The sequence below is a fragment of the Acinetobacter sp. AL9 genome (genome assembly GCF_041464035.1).
In the GTDB taxonomy this organism is placed as follows: Bacteria; Pseudomonadota; Gammaproteobacteria; order Pseudomonadales; family Moraxellaceae; genus Acinetobacter; species Acinetobacter towneri.
In genome coordinates, this window is the sequence record NZ_JAYFSK010000157.1 from 1 (window position 1) to 610 (window position 610).

Genomic DNA, 610 nt, shown 5'->3' on the forward strand with positions numbered 1-610 from the left:
TGCAATGATACCGCGAGACCCACGCTCACCGGCTCCAGATTTATCAGCAATAAACCAGCCAGCCGGAAGGGCCGAGCGCAGAAGTGGTCCTGCAACTTTATCCGCCTCCATCCAGTCTATTAATTGTTGCCGGGAAGCTAGAGTAAGTAGTTCGCCAGTTAATAGTTTGCGCAACGTTGTTGCCATTGCTACAGGCATCGTGGTGTCACGCTCGTCGTTTGGTATGGCTTCATTCAGCTCCGGTTCCCAACGATCAAGGCGAGTTACATGATCCCCCATGTTGTGCAAAAAAGCGGTTAGCTCCTTCGGTCCTCCGATCGTTGTCAGAAGTAAGTTGGCCGCAGTGTTATCACTCATGGTTATGGCAGCACTGCATAATTCTCTTACTGTCATGCCATCCGTAAGATGCTTTTCTGTGACTGGTGAGTACTCAACCAAGTCATTCTGAGAATAGTGTATGCGGCGACCGAGTTGCTCTTGCCCGGCGTCAATACGGGATAATACCGCGCCACATAGCAGAACTTTAAAAGTGCTCATCATTGGAAAACGTTCTTCGGGGCGAAAACTCTCAAGGATCTTACCGCTGTTGAGATCCAGTTCGATGTAACCC

At 49.8% G+C, this 610-nt stretch carries 1 protein-coding gene; it reads right to left on the reverse strand.

Annotation, left to right across the window (positions count from 1 at the left end; translation table 11 throughout):
• The coding region (gene bla / locus ACEO2X_RS14080) for a class A beta-lactamase (protein WP_371972178.1) at window positions 1-610 on the reverse strand (610 nt) is incomplete at both ends.